The 16,299-nt window shown below is 74.0% G+C and carries 16 protein-coding genes; 3 read left to right on the forward strand and 13 right to left on the reverse strand.

Annotated features, from left to right (window positions below; genetic code table 11):
* Positions 1-762 precede the first annotated feature (762 nt).
* Both BJ965_RS08880 and BJ965_RS08885 read left to right on the forward strand, forming a co-directional pair.
* Entirely contained in the window at positions 763-993 is a 231-nt protein-coding gene (locus BJ965_RS08880) for a hypothetical protein (protein WP_184908178.1), read from the forward strand.
* Between the two features lie 210 nt (positions 994-1,203).
* Positions 1,204-1,374: a hypothetical protein gene (locus tag BJ965_RS08885; RefSeq protein ID WP_184908179.1), complete on the forward strand. Its 171-nt coding sequence runs from the start codon at positions 1,204-1,206 to the stop codon at positions 1,372-1,374.
* Between the two features lie 51 nt (positions 1,375-1,425).
* Here BJ965_RS08885 and BJ965_RS08890 read toward each other — a convergent pair whose 3' ends face one another.
* The 13 genes from BJ965_RS08890 to BJ965_RS08945 all read right to left on the reverse strand — a co-directional run bounded on the left by BJ965_RS08890 (position 1,426) and on the right by BJ965_RS08945 (position 14,666).
* A complete protein-coding gene (locus BJ965_RS08890) occupies positions 1,426-1,761 on the reverse strand; it encodes a DUF3140 domain-containing protein (protein ID WP_184908180.1) in 336 nt (111 codons plus the stop codon).
* A gap of 6 nt (positions 1,762-1,767) precedes the next feature.
* Positions 1,768-1,998, reverse strand: a complete 231-nt coding sequence (locus BJ965_RS08895; protein ID WP_184908181.1) for a hypervirulence associated TUDOR domain-containing protein — start codon at positions 1,996-1,998, stop codon at positions 1,768-1,770.
* Between the two features lie 56 nt (positions 1,999-2,054).
* The gene (locus tag BJ965_RS08900; RefSeq protein ID WP_313667733.1) at positions 2,055-3,104 is read right to left on the reverse strand and encodes an acyltransferase family protein; all 1,050 of its coding nucleotides are present in this window, start codon (positions 3,102-3,104) and stop codon (positions 2,055-2,057) included.
* 333 nt (positions 3,105-3,437) lie between these two features.
* Entirely contained in the window at positions 3,438-4,994 is a 1,557-nt protein-coding gene (locus BJ965_RS08905; RefSeq protein ID WP_313666761.1) for an ABC transporter ATP-binding protein, read from the reverse strand.
* Positions 4,991-5,797 carry an ABC transporter permease subunit gene (locus BJ965_RS39230; protein WP_246545868.1) on the reverse strand — a complete coding sequence of 269 codons (807 nt, stop codon included), beginning with the start codon at positions 5,795-5,797 and terminating at the stop codon, positions 4,991-4,993. Before BJ965_RS39230 ends, BJ965_RS08905 begins: the two co-directional genes overlap by 4 nt.
* Positions 5,794-6,726, reverse strand: a complete 933-nt coding sequence (locus BJ965_RS08910; protein ID WP_184916965.1) for an ABC transporter permease — start codon at positions 6,724-6,726, stop codon at positions 5,794-5,796. Before BJ965_RS08910 ends, BJ965_RS39230 begins: the two co-directional genes overlap by 4 nt.
* Positions 6,727-6,857: 131 nt before the next feature.
* Complete coding sequence (locus BJ965_RS08915) at positions 6,858-8,426, reverse strand: ABC transporter substrate-binding protein (protein ID WP_184908182.1); 1,569 nt, start codon at positions 8,424-8,426, stop codon at positions 6,858-6,860.
* 15 nt (positions 8,427-8,441) lie between these two features.
* Entirely contained in the window at positions 8,442-9,224 is a 783-nt protein-coding gene (locus BJ965_RS08920; RefSeq protein ID WP_184908183.1) for a class I SAM-dependent DNA methyltransferase, read from the reverse strand.
* A complete protein-coding gene (locus BJ965_RS08925) occupies positions 9,221-10,456 on the reverse strand; it encodes an MFS transporter (protein ID WP_184908184.1) in 1,236 nt (411 codons plus the stop codon). Before BJ965_RS08925 ends, BJ965_RS08920 begins: the two co-directional genes overlap by 4 nt.
* Positions 10,440-11,492, reverse strand: coding sequence for a dipeptide epimerase (locus BJ965_RS08930; RefSeq protein WP_184908185.1), 1,053 nt, complete (start codon positions 11,490-11,492; stop codon positions 10,440-10,442). The genes BJ965_RS08925 and BJ965_RS08930 overlap by 17 nt, the downstream gene beginning before the upstream one ends.
* Positions 11,489-12,580, reverse strand: coding sequence for a PLP-dependent cysteine synthase family protein (locus BJ965_RS08935; protein WP_184908186.1), 1,092 nt, complete (start codon positions 12,578-12,580; stop codon positions 11,489-11,491). The genes BJ965_RS08930 and BJ965_RS08935 overlap by 4 nt, the downstream gene beginning before the upstream one ends.
* Positions 12,577-13,413: a Rossmann-like domain-containing protein gene (locus tag BJ965_RS08940; protein WP_184908187.1), complete on the reverse strand. Its 837-nt coding sequence runs from the start codon at positions 13,411-13,413 to the stop codon at positions 12,577-12,579. The genes BJ965_RS08935 and BJ965_RS08940 overlap by 4 nt, the downstream gene beginning before the upstream one ends.
* Entirely contained in the window at positions 13,410-14,666 is a 1,257-nt protein-coding gene (locus tag BJ965_RS08945) for an ATP-grasp domain-containing protein (protein WP_184908188.1), read from the reverse strand. Before BJ965_RS08945 ends, BJ965_RS08940 begins: the two co-directional genes overlap by 4 nt.
* Before the next feature lie 147 nt (positions 14,667-14,813).
* Between BJ965_RS08945 and BJ965_RS08950 the strand changes: the two genes are divergently transcribed.
* Positions 14,814-16,295: an alpha/beta hydrolase gene (locus BJ965_RS08950; RefSeq protein WP_246545870.1), complete on the forward strand. Its 1,482-nt coding sequence runs from the start codon at positions 14,814-14,816 to the stop codon at positions 16,293-16,295.
* Positions 16,296-16,299 lie beyond the last annotated feature (4 nt).

The following is a 16,299-nucleotide window of genomic DNA, read 5'->3' on the forward strand; positions in this document are numbered from 1 at the left end:
CGACGCAAGGGCGGGACGCCCGAGGGGACGCCCGCCCAACGAAGCCGGGACCACTCGACGGGGGGGCGGGGCCAGCGGACACGGTCGGGGCCACCCCTCGGGGACGCGACCGCCCGACGAGGCCGGGACCGCCAGACGGGGACGGAACCACCCGACCGCGCCGTGACGGCCCGACGAGGACGAGGCCACCCCAGGGGACGCGACCACCCGACCGCCCCGGGGCCACCCCACGGGGACGCGACCGCCCGACCGCGCCGTGACGGCCCGACGAGGACGAGGCCACCCGGCGGGGACGAGGCCACCCGGCGGGGACGAGGCCACCCGGCTAGGCCGGGGCCACCCGACCGCGCCGTGGCCGCCTGACGGGTACGGGGTCCGAACATCCAGCACATCTGCACACCGCGCCCCAGCAGGCGGCGCCGTGGCCTGGGCGTTGCCATCTGCCGGCCGTGGCCCGGGGACTTGGCGGTGAAGTGCCCGCTTCGGGAATCGGGGCGCAATACTCCCGTGCCCGGCCGGGCGACGGGGTGTGTGAAGGATTGGGCGCATTCGGTGAGCCCGCGGTCATAGCGGTGAAGGCGGCTGCCGAAAGGAGCCGTGCCTCGTCGGCGGGCGGTTGGCCGTCCTCCGCGCGGGGTGCTTTGATCCTGCGCACGGCGGGAGCGGCCGGGGCGGAATCCAGGTTCCCGGATTCCGGCGCTCACCCGCGCTCACCCGCGCTCACCGCCACTGCGAGACATACACGCGAAGGGAAACTCCCCCATGAACCTCACCTCTCGGGTCGACACCGCCGAGCTCTCCGACGCCGACCTGGACACCGTCGCCGGTGGCAACGCGGGCGGCGTCGATGCCTCGGCGGGCCTCGTGGGCAGCCTCTCCGCCGGCCTGGTCGGCCCCCTGACCGGCGAGGCCTGCGCCACCGTGCAGGCGGCCCTCTCGCCGGAGGGCGCCGCCGCGGGCGCGAACGCGGGCGTGCACACGACGTCGCTCTGACGACATCCGCACCCACAGGGCCCCGGGGAGCGATCCCCGGGGCCCTCTCGCGTGCGCGTCCGGACACAGCCCCTGCCGCAAACGTGGGGAATTTGCGAAGCACGTGATGGAAATCTGGACACCACGGGGGTGGGTAACGCGGTGAGAGGGCGTGACGCAGACTTACTCGGACCCCTCAGATCCCGGCTGCAAACCGATTGGAAGATCGCCGTGAAACCCGACTCGACCCGGACCGAAGAACTGCCGATCTACGAGAGCCTCATACGCGAACGCGGTGACGTCGTGGAGGAGGCCCGTGTGGTGGCCGAGGAGACCCAGCACCAGATGAGCCTGGCGCTGAGCGGGGTCGCCCCTGCCCCGCAGGAGACCGGCGCGTCCTGACCCGGGGAGCCGTCCGGGCCCCCGGGGTACGGACGCTCCCCGGCCGGGCCGTCATCCGCCGAGCGGGTCGTGGCCCCAGTTCATCAGGGAGTACCGCCACCGTGAGTCCCGTACGTCCCCGGAGGGCCGCTGGGCCAGGTGGCGACGGACGTAGCCGACGACCTTGCGCATGTGCCGGTAGTCGTCGTCGGTGAGGTCGCCCCTCCGTGCCCGCAGGATCGCGACGATCCGCCGGCCTGAGGCGTGCCCGGTGGACTCGCCCCCGTCCCGGTGCTGTCCGGCGTTCCGCGAATCGTCGGACTCCAGCCACTTCTCCAGGTCGGCCGGTGTCATGTTCACCAGCTCACGGAAGTCGTTCCAGGTCTCCTCGAGCTCCCCGTCGTCCACACCGCCTCACTTCTTCTTCTTGAGCGCGGACGGCTTGTGCACCGCGGTCCGGCCGGACTTGTCGCTGCGCACTTCGTACTGCGGGGCGTCCGGCGAGGCGTCGACCGTGCGGCCGGACGTCTCGGTCCGTTCGGTGATCTCCCGCTCCACCTCGCCCTCGGTGCGGCTGCCGTGACTGCTCCAGGTGACCTTGTCGCCCTTCTTCGGCTTTCCGCCCTCGCTGCGGCCTCTCGCCATGCCGGTGCTCCCTCGCGGAGACGGTGTGCTGTCCCTCCAGCGTGCGGGCCGGCCGGTCAGGGCGCAGCCCGACGGGCACCGGCCCGGGTGGCGCCGGTGTCGCCGAAGGCCCATGCCATGCCGGGCTCCGTCACACAGCGGAAGACGCGCCGTACGGACGGTGTGCACAGGGCTGTGACGACCAGGGCCGCGACCAGGGTGGCGATCATCACGCCGGCGGGCCCGCGGACCCAGGCCGGCTCGTACCAGCCCCAGTGCTTCGCGGCCTGTGCGACGAAACCGTGCAGCAGATAGCCGGACAGGGTCCCGGCGCCCAGCGCGGTGAACCAGGTCCGACGCCCGGGCACCCAGGCGAGGAAGCAGCCGACCAGGACGAGGGAGCAGCCGAAGGCGGCGAGGGTCATCAGGGGCCCGTACCAGAGGGGGACGCCCAGTTCCGGGGCGCTGTCGGCGTGGAAGAACCACGCGTAGTCCATCCGCGGGACCGCCCAGTAGGCCACCGCCAGGGCGCAGCCGGCCACCGGCACGGCGAGAATCCGTACCCTGCGCCGCCGCACCAGCCGGAAGTGCTCCGGCCGCAGCAGCAGACCGAACACGAAGTACGGCAGGAACTGCAGCGTGCGCTGCAGATCGAGGTCGCGGCCGATGGACGGCGCGGTCGTCGCCGCCGTCGCGACGGCCAGGGCGAGCGGGAGCGGCCATCGCACCAGCCGCCAGAGCGGCGTGGTCAGCCGCCAGACGAACAGCGCCGCGAGGAACCAGGTGAGGTACAGGGGGTCCAGCAGACTGACCGGGCGGTCGGGGTCCTGGCTGGTCCAGCGGGTGAACAGGGTGTACGCCGTCTCGAACACCACGTACGGGACGACGACTCCGGTGACCAGGCGCCTGAGGCGGGCCGGGCTGCCGTCGAAGGTGCGTGAGAAGTAGCCGGAGATGATGATGAACGCCGGCATGTGGAAGGCGTAGACGAGCATGTAGAGGGCGGTGACGGCCCTGCTGCCCTGGCGCAGTGGCTCCCAGGCGTGCCCCACGGCCACGAGCACGATCGCGAGGTACTTGGCGTTGTCGAAGAACGCGTCCCGCGGACGGGCCGGGCGGGGCGCCACGTCCGGCTGTTCCGTGGGTGCCCGTTCCGTCCGTGCCTGATGGGTCAGCGACCGTTCCGTCCGCGCCCGATGGGCCAACGCCCGTTCCGTCCGCGCCACTTCCGCCTGCGCCCGTTCCGTCCGCGCCTGTTCCGTGCGCGCCGTCCCGCCCGCTTCGGCGTCCGGGCGGACCGTGGTCACCGTGTCACTCACGGGGCCTCCCGGAGCGACTCGGTGCGAGGGTGCCTCGTCTGGCCGGGAGCAGCGGGGTGGGGTGCGCGCAGAACATCGCCCGCACCCTAATCACAGGGCCCTGCTTTCGTTCAACTCGTAACGGACGTGGCTCGCTTCGGTTCATGCCCGGGTATACGTGCCGGGACGGGCGATCGTCTCCCGGAGGGCGAGGGTGAGCGGGTGCCGGGGCTCGGCCAGGACCCGCCGGGCCGGACCGTGCTCGACGAGTTCACCGGCGTCGAGTACGGCGATGCGGTGGGCGAGTGCCGCCGTGTCGAGGTCGTGGGTGATGAGGACGAGGGCGAGGCCGGCGTGGTCACGGACCAGGGTGGTGAGCAGGTCGAGGAGGCCGCGGCGGGTCACGGTGTCGAGGCCTGAGGTGATCTCGTCGCAGATCAGGACCCGGGGCCGGGCGAGGAGGGCGCGGGCGAGGGCGGCGCGCTGGAGTTCACCCCCGGAGAGTTCGCCGGGGTGGCGGCGGGTGAGCTCGTCCGCGAGTCCGAGGCGCGCGAGGATGGTGCGGGCCTCGGCGGTGGCGCTCTCCTGGTCGGCGCCGCGCAGCCGGACGGCGGTGCGGGCGACCTGGGCAAGGACCGGCCGGTGCTCGTCGAAGGCGGCCCGGGGGTCCTGGAACACGTATTGAACGGCGGCGAGTTGCGCCCTGCTGCGGTGGCGCAGGCTGCGTGGCAGGGCGGTGCCGTCGAGCAGGATCTCGCCGTCGTGGTCCCGGTGCAGGCCCGCGAGGCAGCGGGCGAGGGTGGTCTTGCCGCTGCCGGAACGGCCTACGACGGCCAAGCACTCACCGCGGTGCAGGGCCAGGTGCGGCAGGCTCAGGACAGGGGTCCCGCGGTCGTGCGCGGCGGTCATGTCCCGTACTTCCAGGGCGGGTTGTCCGGTGCCGGCAGGCGCCTCCTCGAGTGGTGCCGTCCGCTGTGCGTCGAGCAGCCGCCGGGTCCACTCGTGCCGGGGCGCCTCCCACAGCCGCCGCACGGGGCCCGACTCCACGACCCGGCCGGCGCGCAGGACGAGGACGTCGGCGGCGAGGGCCCGGACCACATCGAGGTCGTGGCTGAGCAGGACGACCGCGATGCCCCGGGCGGCGACCGCCGCCAGCCGCTCGACGATGCCGCTCCTGGTGAGCACGTCCTGGCCGGTGGTGGGTTCGTCGGCGACGATGACCCGGGCTCCGAGGAGAAGGGCCTGGGCCAGCACGACGCGCTGCTGCTGGCCACCCGAGAGCTGGTGCGGGTAGCGGCGCAACAGGTCTGCTGCTTCAGGGAGTTGGGCGTCCTCCATGGCTCGCAGGACCAATTCGCGAGCCGCCCCACGGCGCTCGGTGCGGGGAAGGTGGCGTACGTGGGGGCGGACGATGTCGTCGAGCAGGGCGCTGACGCGGCGCGCCGGGTTGAGAACGGCGGCCGGGTGCTGGGGCACGTAACCCACCGGCCCGTCGCCCGGCCGGCGTACCTCGCCGGTGACCCGGGCACCGGCCGGGTACTCCCCCAGCAGCGCGAGCCCGGTGGTGGTCTTGCCACTGCCGGAGGCACCGACCAGGGCGGTCACCCGGCCGGGAAACACCCGCAGGCGCAGCCCGTCGACGATCGTGCGGCCGTCGACCTCGACCCGCAGGTCGCTGATCTCGGCGACGGGCTCCGCCGGGTCCGTCTCGTGGTTCACGGCCGCCGTCCCTTCCTTCTCGGGCTCTTCGCCAGGGCGGCGTCGAAGAGCAGGTTGGTGCCCGTCGTCAGGGCGACGATCAGCAGCGCGGGGACGACCACGGCCCAGGGCTGCACGAAGAGGCCGGTGCGGTTGCGGTCGACCATGACCGCCCAGTCGGCGGCGTCGGGGGCGACTCCCACGCCGAGGAAGGCGGCCGTCGACACCAGGTACAGCACACCGGTCAGCCGGATGCCCGCGTCGGCGGCCAGCGTGCGCAGCGCCGAGCGGCCGACGTAGCCGACGGCGACGCGCCACCACGTCTCGCCCTGCATGCGCAGGGCCTCCACCGCGGGCCGGGCGGCCGCCTCGGCCGCGGCGGCCCGGACGATCCGGGCGGCGTCGGGCACGTTCACCAGCGCGACGAGCAGCGCGAGCCCCGCGGCGCCTGGCGAGAACACCGACGCCACGAGCAGGATCAGCAGCAGCGACGGCACGGCGAGCAGCACGTCCAGGGGCCGCATCAGCAGCTCCTCCAGCCACCGCGCGCGGGTGACCGCGCCGGCGAGCCCGACCGGCAGCGCGACGAGGTAGGCGAGAGCCGTCGCCGCGAGGGCCGTCAGCACGACCGTACGACCGCCGTGCAGCACCTGCTGCCAGACGTCCCGGCCCACGAAGTCCGTGCCGAGCCAGTGACCGTCACCGGGGGTGAAGGAGATGCCGCGGGGGCCTGGTTCACCGGCGGCCAGGGGCCCCAGGAGGGCGAGCAGCAGGGGGACGGCGACGATCGTCAGGCCGAGGAGGAAGCGGCGCGGGGCCCTCATGCGGCCACCCCCGCCCGAGGCGTCAGCCGGTACGCCACCACGTCCGCGCCCAGATTCAGTACGACGGTCAGCACGCCGAACACGACCGCCAGTCCCTGCACCACCGGCACGTCCCGCTCGGCGACGGCGTTGAGGAGGACCGTGCCGAGGCCGGGGATCACGAACAGCGCCTCCACCACGATGACGCCGCACAGCAACCAGTCGACGGTACGGGCGAGTTGCTGGGCGGCCGGGGCGAGGGCGTTCGGCAGGGCGTGGGCGTAGCGGACGCGGGCGCCGGGGACGCCGTAGCGGCGGGCGTGGGCGGCGTAGGGCGAGGCCAGGGCGTCGACCATGCCGGCCCGGACGAGCCGGGAGAGGGAGCAGACCGGGCGCGACAGCAGGACCAGTACGGGCAGGACGAGCACGGCGGGGTGGCTCAGCAGGTCCGTGCCGTAGCCCACCGCGGTCGGGGGCAGCCAGGCGAGCTTCAGCGCGAACACCGTCACCAGCAGCACCCCGAGCGCGAACTCCGGCACGGCGTAGACGGCGAGGGTCAGCGAGCTGACCAGGCGGTCGGTCAGCCGTCCCTCGTGGCGGGCGGCGAGCACGCCGAGCCCGAACCCGAGCGGGACGAGCAGGGCCAGGGTGAGCGCGGCCAGCAGCAGGGTCGGACCGAAGCCGTCGGCTATGTACTGGGACACGGGCCGGCCGGAGGCGAGGGACGTGCCGAAGTCGCCGTGCAGCAGTCCTGTCGCCCAGTCGGCCAGGCGTTCGTACGCCGGGCGGTCCAGGTTCATGGCCTCCCGGATCGCGGCGATGCGGGCGGGGTCGGGCTGGTCTCCTGCCAGAGCCACGGCGGCGTCGCCCGGCAGGGCTTCGGTGAGGGCGAAGACCAGGAGGACGACGGTCAGGGTCTGGAACAGACCGAGGATCAGGCGCCGGGCGATGAAGGAGCCCAGAGCGCCGAGCGCTGTGCCGCGGCGGACCGTCGAGCGGCTGCCGCGGCGTCGTGGCGTGCCGCGCCCCTCGGCGGAGCCGCGGATCGACGCGGCCCCGCCCCCCTTCCGGGCGGCTGTGCTCATGCCAGCCATACGTTGTCGAACCGGGCCCAGTCGAGGGTGTTGGCGGGGGCCTTGGTCTCGACTCCCCTGACGTGGCGGGCCGTTCCGAGGATCCAGTCGGCGAAGCCCCAGATGAGGAAGCCGCCCTCGGTGTACAGGCGGCGCTGCATCCGCTCGTAGACAGCCGCCCGTCGGCTCTTGTCGCGGGTGGACTGGGCCTGCCGGTACTGCGCGTCGAAGTCCTTGTGGTGCCACTTCGTGGCGTTGGTCGTGGAGTCGGTGAGCAGGCGCTGGGAGATGTGGGCCTCGATGGGCATGGCCCCGGAGCGGTAGCAGCACAGGGTGCCGCCGTCGAGGATGTCGCTCCAGTAGGAGTCCTTGCTGCCCGTCCGCACGTCGACCGTGACTCCGGCCTTGGCGGCCTGGTCGCGGAAGATGCCGGCGGCCTCGGTGAATCCGGCGGCGACGGCCGAGGTGTCCAGGGTGACCTTCAGCTTCTCGGCGCCGGCCCGCTTGAGCAGGGCGCGGGCGCGGTCGAGGTCCTGGCCGCGCTGCGGCAGGGAGGAGGCGTAGTACTCGTAGCCCTTGCCGAACAGGTCGTTGGCGACCTCGCCCGCGCCGGACAGGGCGCCGTCGACGAGTTCCTGCCGGTCGGCGATGAGGAAGAAGGCCTCCCGTACCCGCCTGTCGTCGAAGGGCGGCCGGTCGGTCTTCATGCAGAACGCCTGCATGGCACTGTTGCGCAGCCGCACGATCTCGATCCGGCCCCGGCCCTCGTGGGCGCGGGCGGTGGCCGGGTTGAGCTCGTGGGCGTACTCGACCTGGCCGCCCAGCAGGGCGTTGACCCGCGCGGACTCCTCGTTGGCGACGACGAACTCGATCTCGTCGAGGTGCGGGGCGCCGTCCCAGTAGTCGTCGTTGCGGCGGAAGACGGCGGAGCGGCCGGGCGCGAAGGAGACGAACCGGAAGGGGCCCGAGCCGATCGGCCTCTTGTCGAAGTCGGACGCGTTCTCGGGGACGATGTACGCGCCGAACGCGGCCAGGACGTTGGGGAATTCGGCCGTGGGGCGCTTGAGGACGAACTCGATGGTCCTCTCGCCCGTGGCGCGGCTGGCGTCGAGGTCGATGGGTTCGAGGGAGGCCTTGGCGCGGAACGCCTTCCCGGGGTCGGCGATACGGCGGTAGCTGTGGAGGACGTCCTTGGCGGTGACCGGCCTGCCGTCGTGGAAGGTGGCCTTACGGAGGGTGACCTGCCAGCGGTCGAGGGTCTTGTTCGGTTCCCACTTCTCGGCGAGGCGGGGCCGGGCGGCGAGGTCGGGGCCGTAGTCGGCGAGTTTGTCGTAGAGGGCCTTGGCGCGGGCGACGTCGGCGAACAGGTTGGCCAGGTGCGGGTCGAGGGTCTCGCTCGCGCCGCCTCCGGCGAAGGCGGCGCGCAGGCGTCCGCCGCGCTTCGGCGGTCCGTCGCCGGAGGCGGCCTCGTCGTCCGTGCCGCCGCCCGCGCAGCCGGCGAGGGCCAGGACGGCGGCGCCGGTGCCGGCGGCGAGGAAGCCGCGGCGGTGCAGGACGGGAAAGCGTTCTTCGTACATGAGTGGTCCTTCGTGTCAGTGGGTGTGCAGGCGGGCGACGAGGTGCAGCCGGTCCCCGTCGGCGGTCGCGCCGGGCGACTCGTTCGCCCGCCAGGGCGGTTCGGTGCGCGGGCCGGGGCCGTCGTGGAGTTCGAGCACCTCGAATCCGTGCGCGGCGAGGAAGTGCCGCAGTTCCTGCGGGAACAGCAGCCGCCAGGCGGAGTGCTGCGGGAGCGGCGGGGAGCCGTCGTCGGTCGTCCACACGCGGGTGCGGCGCAGGAGTTGGGCCGTACGGTCCACGGTCAGCGTGGTGCGGGACCGGTAGGTCCGGCCCTGCCAGGTGAACGCGTCGACGGCGGGCCGGTCGAGCAGGTCGGTCCGGCCCAGGAAGTACGCGCCGTTGCGCAGCTCGGCGACGAGCAGGCCGCCCGGTGCGAGGGCGTGGCGGCAGGAGGCGAGGAAGCCGTCGAGCTGGTCGTTGGTGTGGCAGTACAGCAGGGAGCTGTCCAGGCAGACCACGGCGTCGAAGGAACCGAGATCGAAGCCGTGCAGGTCGGCGCGGACGTACCGGGGTCCGGGGTGGTGTGCGCGGGCGTGGGCGAGCATCGCCTCGGAGAGGTCGACGCCGGTCACCGTCCGGCCGGCCTCGTGCAGGTGTGCGGCGTCGCGGCCGGTGCCGCAGCCCATGTCCAGGACCCGCGGCCCCGCTCCGTGGCGGCGCAGGCAGTCCTCGGTCCACCGGGCGGCCAGCCGCTCGGGGTCCGGGAAGCGCGCCTCGTACAGCGCGGGGTGGTCGGTGAGCAGGTTGTCGCCGGTCACGCCCGGCTCCTCTCCCCCACCGGAGCGGCGGTCTCGGGGGCGGGGCTCGCTGGCAGGGCGCCGCGCCGGTGCAGCCAGGCCACGCCGAGCGCGGAGGCGAGGCCGAAGAGTGCGCAGCACGCCCAGGGCAGCCACGCGGCGCTCTGTTCGCCGGTGTCCATGGCCCAGCCGACGGCGGCGTTGCCGACGGCCGCCGCGACGCCGGAGACGACGTAGAAGATGCCGAAGTAGGTGCCGGTCAGTCCGGGGCGGCCGAAGCCGGGGATCAGCTCCATCACGAACGGCTGGGCGACCATCACGCCGGTGTAGAGCAGCAGGGCTCCGGCCAGCACGGGCACGAGGCCCGGCAGGAGGGCCGGTGGGAGGAAGGCAAGTCCCATCACCGTGAGGCCGACGACGATCCAACGTCCCCTGCTGCCACGGGTTTTGAGGCTCCTCGTGATCCTCAGCTGGAGCGCCAGGTTGGCCACCGTGCCGACGAGGAAGACGAGGCCCGCCGCGCCGTCCCAGCCGGTGGCGTCCCTCGCCCCGTCCGGCAGCAGCAGATACAGCTGGTTCTCCAGGGTGAACATGCCGACCATGGCGAGCGCGAAGGCGAGGAAGGCCCGGTTGCCGAGCACCTCCCGCCAGTCCCCGAGGAGGCCGGTGCCGCTGGGCTCGGCCCTGCGCGCGGGCAGGACGAGGGCCTGTGCCACGGTGAGCACCGCGAAGATCCCGGCGGCGGTCAGCGCGGACGTACGGAAGTCGACGAGCAGCAGCGCGCTGCCGAGGAGCGGCCCGACGAGTGCGCCGGTGGTGGCGAAGACGTTGAACAGGGCGAAGGCCTCCGCCCTGCGCTCCCCCGCCTCCTGCGCGAGATACGCCCGCACCGCCGGGTTGAACAGGGCTCCGGCGACTCCGCTGAGCACGGAGGCGGCCAGCAGCACCACGAGGCCGTCGCCGAGTGCGAACAGTGCGAAGCCGAGGGTGCGCAGGGCGCATCCGGCGATGATGACGCCGCGTGCGCCGAGCCGGTCGGAGGCGGAGCCGCCGATGATGAACAGGCCCTGCTGGCTGAGGTTGCGGACGCCGAGGACGACGCCGACGACGGCAGCGGACAGGCCGAGGTTCTCGGTGAGGTGGGTGGCGAGGTAGGGGATGAGCAGGTAGAAGCCGGTGTTGACGCCGAGTTGGTTGACCAGCAGGAGGCGGACCGCGAGCGGGAAGCGCCGTATCTCATGCCACGTCTTCACGCGCTGCCACCTCCTCGATGCCCAGCCCGGGCCGGTCGCTCGCCCGTACGACGCCGTCGGTGCCGCCGATCCCGGACCAGGGGTCGTGGGCGAGCAGCAGGTGCCCGTCGAGGTCGGCCCAGCGGGCCCGGTCGGCGAGGTGGACGGCGGGGGCGAGACCGAGGGTGCTGGCGGTGAGGCAGCCGAGCATCAGCTCGGTGCCGCTGCCCTCGATCGCGTCGCGGATGCGCAGGGCCGCGTGCACGCCGCCGCACTTGGCGAGCTTGACGTTGACGCCGTGGACCCGTCCGGCGAGGCGGCGGACGTCCGCCAGGCCGACGGCGTCCTCGTCGGCGATGACGGGCAGCGGCGCGCGCTCCGCGAGGGCGCCCAGGGCGTCCGGGTCACCGGGGGCGAGGGGCTGCTCGACGGCTTCCACGCCGAGGGCGGCGAAGCGTGGCAGCAGCGCGTCCGCCTGCGCCACGGACCAGGCGCCGTTCGGGTCGAGGAGCAGCCGGGCCCGGGGGGCGGCGTCGCGGATGACGCGGACGCGTTCGAGGTCGTCCTCGGGGTCGGGGGTGCCCGCCTTGACCTTGATGATCTCGAAGCCGTTCGCGGCAAGGTGCCGCGCCTGGGCCGCCGCCCGGGCCGGGGTGGTGATGCCGAGGGTGCGGGCGGTGGCCGCGGCCGGCGGTGCGGCGGCTCCGAGGAGGCGGTGCACGGGGACGCCGGCGCGCTTGCCGGCCAGGTCGAGCAGCGCCGACTCGACGGCGGCGGTCACGGCGGGCGGCAGGTCACCGTCGGGCCACCGCCCCGCCCGCAGGGCCTCCAGGGCACTCTCCGGGTCGGGGAAACGGCTCAGGTCCACGGCGCTGAGGAGCCGTAGGAGTGTCGCGGTGCCGAGTCCGTAGTAGACGCTGGTGACGGCCTCGCCGTGGCCGCGCAGCCCGTCGTGCTCGACGGTCAGCCACACGGCGTCGCGGGCGGCCATGGTGGAGCGGGAGATGCGCAGCGGCTCGGCGAGTGCGAGGCGTACGGTGCGCAGGGTGGACTTCACGGGCTCTCTTCCTGGACGGCGACGGGGCCGGCGAGCGGGTCGCTGACGCGGGTGCAGCGGGCCCAGCCGGTGGCCTCCGCCGCGTACGGGTGCGGGATCTCGACGGGCCGGGTCGCGGCGGCCGACGGGTCGACGCCGTGCGCGGTGGTGAAGTCGTCGTCGTAGACGGTGCCGAGGTAGCGGTGCGGGCCGTCGGGGAAGACGGTGGCGACGATCGCCCCGGGGTGGACGCGGGCCGCCCAGGCGGCGACCCGGGCGGCGGCGCCGGTGCTCCAGCCGCCGCTGACGAACGCGCCGCGCGCCAGCCGGCGGCAGCTGTCGACGGCCTCGGCGGGGCCGACCCAGTGGACCTCGTCGAAGGCGTCGTAGGTGACGTTGCGGGGGTGGATGCTGCTGCCCAGGCCGCGCATCAGCCGGGGCCGGGCGGGCTGGCCGAAGATGGTGGAGCCGGTGGCGTCGACGCCGACGAGGCGCAGGGCGGGCCAGTGCCGGCGCAGCGGTCCGATGAGGCCGGCGCTGTGGCCGCCGGTGCCGACGCTGCACACCAGGATGTCGAGGTGGTCGAGCTGCACGGCGAGTTCGGCGGCCAGGGAGGCGTAGCCGGCGGTGTTGTCGGGGTTGTTGTACTGGTCGGGCCAGTAGGCGCCGGGCAGGTCGGCGAGCAGTTCGCGCAGCAGGGTGAGGCGGGCGGCCTGCCAGCCGCCCTGCACCGCCGGACGGTCGGCGATCTCCAGTCGCACCCCGTGCGAGCGCAGCAACTGGCGCATGGAGGGCTCCAGTTCACGGTCGCCGACCAGCACGATCGGATGACCGAGGGCCTGTCCGGCGAAGGCGAGACCGATGCCGAGCGTGCCGGAGGTGGACTCCACGACCGGGGCGCCGGGCAGCAGTTCACCGCGCTCGCGGGCGCCCAGCAGCATCGACACGGCGGCCCGTGCCTTCATCCCGCCGGCCGCGAGTCCTTCGAGCTTGGCCCAGAAGCCGGGGTGCGGGCCCGGCAGGTCGGCGGCGATCCGGGCCAGCGGGGTTCCGCCGACGAGGGAGAGCAGCTCCCGTCGCGCGTCCGGGAGGCTCGCGGTGACGCTCATCGTCCGCCTCCCGGACAGGAGCCGTCGTAGCGGTGGACGACGCCGGGGCCGCCGTCGAGCCAGAAGAACGGGTACGGCTCGGCGCACACCGCGCTGACGCCCTGCCCGAGGAAGCGGGGCAGGACGGCGCTGCCGGTCTGGGCGAACATCACGAGCTGCTTGCCGTGTGCGAGCGCGTGCCGCCGCAGGGGTTCGAAGGTGCCGTTGCCCAGGGTCATGCCGGAGACGAGCAGCGCGTCGCACCGGTCGGCCGCGGCGAGCGCGTCGGGCAGGACCGGCTCGCCCCACTCGGTCGCGCCGCCCTTGAGGTCGCAGGGGACGTAGCGCAGTCCGCGCGAACGCAGTGCTTCCAGCAGGGAGTTCACCACCCCGACGACGAGGACCGTGGCGCCGGGCGGCAGGTCGAGCAGGGCGGCGACGGCCTTCGCCCGGGCCCGGGACTTCTCCAGCGAGGAACCGGCGGGCAGCGGCACGGGCGTGGCCCCGTGGTCCGGAGTGTGCGGCATGACGTGCATCAGGTAGGCGTCGAGGGCCGCCACCCGGACCGGCAGCAGCGGGTGTTCCAGCAGGCGGGCCACGTCCGCGCCCGCGCACTCCTCGACCGCGCTGTCCGGCAGGTGTCCCGGTTCGACGGCGCAGGAGCCGACGGCCTCGGCCAGGCGCAGGCTCAGGACCTCGTTGCGGTAGCCGGTGCCGCGCCCCTCGTGCCGGACGGCCTGCCGGGTGGTGAAGGCGACGGCGATGCGGAGGGCGGCGGGGTCGGGCCCGAAGGACCCCGTACGCACCCGCTGCACCAGGTCGTCGTGCGATGTGGCGGTGAGGGCGCTGGTCATCGGATCACCAGTCCCGCCCGCAGTCCGTCCAGCAGTGTCTCGACGCGTGCGCGGGCGCCGGGCCCGTCGGGGTCGCCGGCCATGACGTGCCCCAGGTACTCGTTGTTGCTGCCCGCGGCCTTCACGGCTCTGCCGGGCTCGGCGAGTTGCACCTCCAGCACCCCGGGCAGTTCGCGCAGTCCGTCGCCGTCGAGCGCTTCGAGGGTGCCCGAGACGCCGGGCACGAGGAAGCCGATGGCGGCGCTGCGCAGCCCGGTGTCCGTGCGCCGCAGGTCGGGCGCGCGGCCCAGGGCGACGTCCACGAAGGCGGCGGCGAGGTCGATGCCGGTGACGTGCCGTACGAGCTCGGTGATGCGGTTCCCGGCGGGGCGTGGGTTGACCTCGACCACGCGTGGCCCGGCGGAGGTCAGCTTGATCTCCGTGTGCGCCACGACCCCGTCGGTCAGCCCGAGGGCCTTGAGCGCGGCCAGGGCGGTCTGCTCGGCGGCCTCGGCGTCGGCGGAGGTGAGGGCGGCCGGGAACATGTGCCCGGTCTCGACGAAGGCGGGCGCCCCGCCCACGCTCTTGTCGGTCACGCCGACGACATGGACGGCGCCCGCGTACGAGACGGTCTCGACGCTCACCTCGGGCCCGTCCAGCAGCTCTTCGAGCAGCACCACGGGCGTACGCCGCTGGCCGCGGGCGTTGACCGGGAAGGCGGACAGCGCCCGGCAGGCGGCGGCCAGTTCGGCCTCGTCGTCCACCCGGCGCACGTACATGCCCGCGCACAGGTCGACCGGCTTGACGACCAGCGGATAGCCGATGTCCCGCGCGGCCCGGGCGATGTCGGTCCACTCCTGCCGCACGGCGAAGCGCGGTCCCGGGACCCCGGCGTCGTCGAGGACGCGGCGGGTGGAGTCCTTGCGGCAGGCGTCGCCGACCGCCTCCGGCCCCGGGCCCGGCAGGCCGAGGCGGCCCGCGATCCGGGCCACGGCCGGCAGGTAGTAGTCGCAGCTCGTGACGACCCCGTCGAAGCCGAGCACCGCGTGCAGCCGTTCGACCTCGGGCAGCAGCGCCTCGATGTCGTTGGTGTCGGCCGTGATGATGTGGCGGGCCCCGAGCAGCGGATGGGCGGTCCCCTCCGGCGCCGAGCGCAGATAGTGGTGCAGGTCGCGGGTGAGGAACGTGAACGCGTGCCCGTTCTCCCGGATCGCCCTCGGCAGTAGCCGGCTCATGGACCCGACCCAGCTCTCGACCACCAACAGATGAGCCACAACTCCCCCTTTCTTGCGATGAGTTCGAGGCGTGCGGGCAGCCCGGCGAGCCCTCCGGGGGGAGGGCGCCGGGTGTTGCCGCTGGAGACGTTATCGATAATCATTTTCATTGTCATCTGCTTGAGCGAAGATCCTTCTGGAGCACCCTTGACCCGCCCCGGACGCCGCACCGCCCTCCTGTGCGCCCTCGCGGCCGCCACCGCCCTCCTCCCCGCCGCCCCCGTCCGGGCGGCCGAGGCGCCCCCGCCCCTGCGCTTCGCCGACTGCCCGGACTCCGTCCCCCGGCCGGCCGCGCCGGAGCGCGTCGAGTGCGGGCGGCTCTCCTTGCCGCTGGACCGGCACCATCCGTCCGGGCCGCACATCGAGGTGGCGGTCTCCCGGGTGCGTGCCTCGGGCACTCCTGCCGAACGGCGCGGCATCCTGCTGGTCAACCCGGGCGGTCCGGGCGGCTCCGGACTCCCCTACGCGGTCACCAAGCGGGCGAAGCTCCCCGAGCGCGTGCGCCGCGCCTACGACGTCATCGGCTTCGACCCGCGCGGCGTCGGCCGGAGCACCCCCGTGACCTGTGGTCCCATGGGCGGCCTCTTCGACAGCCCGGGCAGCGACCCGGTGCCGGCCGGTCCCCCGGCGGAGCGGGCCTACCTGAGATCCCTGCGGTCCATGGCCGACGACTGCGCCCGCCACGCGGGCCGCCTGCTGCCCCATCTGTCCACCGAGCAGACCGCGTACGACATGGACGCGATACGCGCGGCCCTCGGCGAAGCGCGGGCGAGCTTCCTCGGCGTCTCCTACGGCAGTTACCTGGGCGCCGCCTACACCGCGCTGTTCCCGCACCGCGTCGGCCGCATGGTGCTGGACAGCGTGGTCGGCCCCGGGGACTGGTACGACTTCGACGTGCTCCAGAGCCGGGCACTGCTACGTCAGCGCGACATCTTCTTCGCCTGGGCCGCGGGGCACTACGGCCTGGGAGGCACGCCCGCCGAGGTGCGGGCGTCCTATCTGCGGGTGCGCGCGGGGCTTGCCGCGCGGCCGGTGGCGGGATTCGGACCGGCGGAGTTCGACCGGGCGGTGTACCGCGCCCTGGGCCGCACGGAACGCTGGGCGCCTCTCGCGGGCGGGCTGCGCGGCTACCTGACCGACGGCGGCGTCGGCACCCTGCGCCCGGCCGGCCCGTTCGACAGCCCGGAGTCCCGCACCTACGAGGCGGCGAACCGCATCGTCAAGTGCGCCGACGGGCCGGCTCCCGATCGCCGCGACGTCGTCACGGACATCCGCCGCACGCGCGGCCTCGACCCGCAGCCGGTCCTGACCGGCATGGAGGCGAGCACCTGCGCCTTCTGGCACCATCGGCCCGCCCACCGCACCCCGCTGGGCAGTCCGCAGGCCCCGCCGGTCCTCCTCGTCGCCTCGGCGCACGACCCCGTCACGCCCGTCGAGGGGGCCCGCTCCCTGCGGCGCCTGCTCCCCGGCTCACGTGTGGTCGTCCTCGACGACGACTACTCCCACGGCGTGTTCGCGAGCCGCGGCAACGCGTGCGTGGACGACACCGTGGCGGCGTATCTGGTCGACGGGACGGCACCCACCGCGGAGGTGAGGTGCCCGGGGCCGGGCCTGCCGGCGCCGGAGTGACCTC

Source organism: Streptomyces luteogriseus, from assembly GCF_014205055.1.
Taxonomy (GTDB): domain Bacteria; phylum Actinomycetota; class Actinomycetes; order Streptomycetales; family Streptomycetaceae; genus Streptomyces; species Streptomyces luteogriseus.

Excerpts from the sequence above, each read along its gene's own strand:
- BJ965_RS08880 (WP_184908178.1), top strand. The coding sequence starts at position 763 with ATGAACCTCACCTCTCGGGTCGACACCGCCGAGCTCTCCGACGCCGAC.
- BJ965_RS08895 (WP_184908181.1), bottom strand. The coding sequence starts at position 1,998 with ATGGCGAGAGGCCGCAGCGAGGGCGGAAAGCCGAAGAAGGGCGACAAG.
- BJ965_RS39230 (WP_246545868.1), bottom strand. The coding sequence starts at position 5,797 with ATGAGGGCCCCGCGCCGCTTCCTCCTCGGCCTGACGATCGTCGCCGTC.
- BJ965_RS08915 (WP_184908182.1), bottom strand. The coding sequence starts at position 8,426 with ATGTACGAAGAACGCTTTCCCGTCCTGCACCGCCGCGGCTTCCTCGCC.
- BJ965_RS08935 (WP_184908186.1), bottom strand. The coding sequence starts at position 12,580 with ATGAGCGTCACCGCGAGCCTCCCGGACGCGCGACGGGAGCTGCTCTCC.
- BJ965_RS08940 (WP_184908187.1), bottom strand. The coding sequence starts at position 13,413 with ATGACCAGCGCCCTCACCGCCACATCGCACGACGACCTGGTGCAGCGG.